Here is a 210-nt window from a genome sequence, read left to right on the forward strand (position 1 = left end):
CCATATGGTGAGTTAACATAAAATGGCTGCGCTTCGCCGCTGCTAGAAGTACCAGCTGTCGGGTAACCAACGTGCCCGATACCGAACTAACCAACCAGTTTCATCATATGACGATTCATAAATACGTCACGCCCCATGCCATTTTCTTTACGTAGATAGAGTCGCCCATCTTGCAAAGTGACAAAACCTGCTGCATCTTGCCCGCGCTGC

Annotated in this window: 1 pseudogene; it reads right to left on the reverse strand. The window is 49.0% G+C overall.

From position 1 onward, the window contains the following. Positions 1-210 (reverse strand): annotated as a pseudogene (locus tag V6252_RS13650) (amidophosphoribosyltransferase); the annotation flags it as partial.

The organism is Psychrobacter proteolyticus (genome assembly GCF_038155145.1).
Lineage (GTDB): Bacteria > Pseudomonadota > Gammaproteobacteria > Pseudomonadales > Moraxellaceae > Psychrobacter > Psychrobacter proteolyticus_B.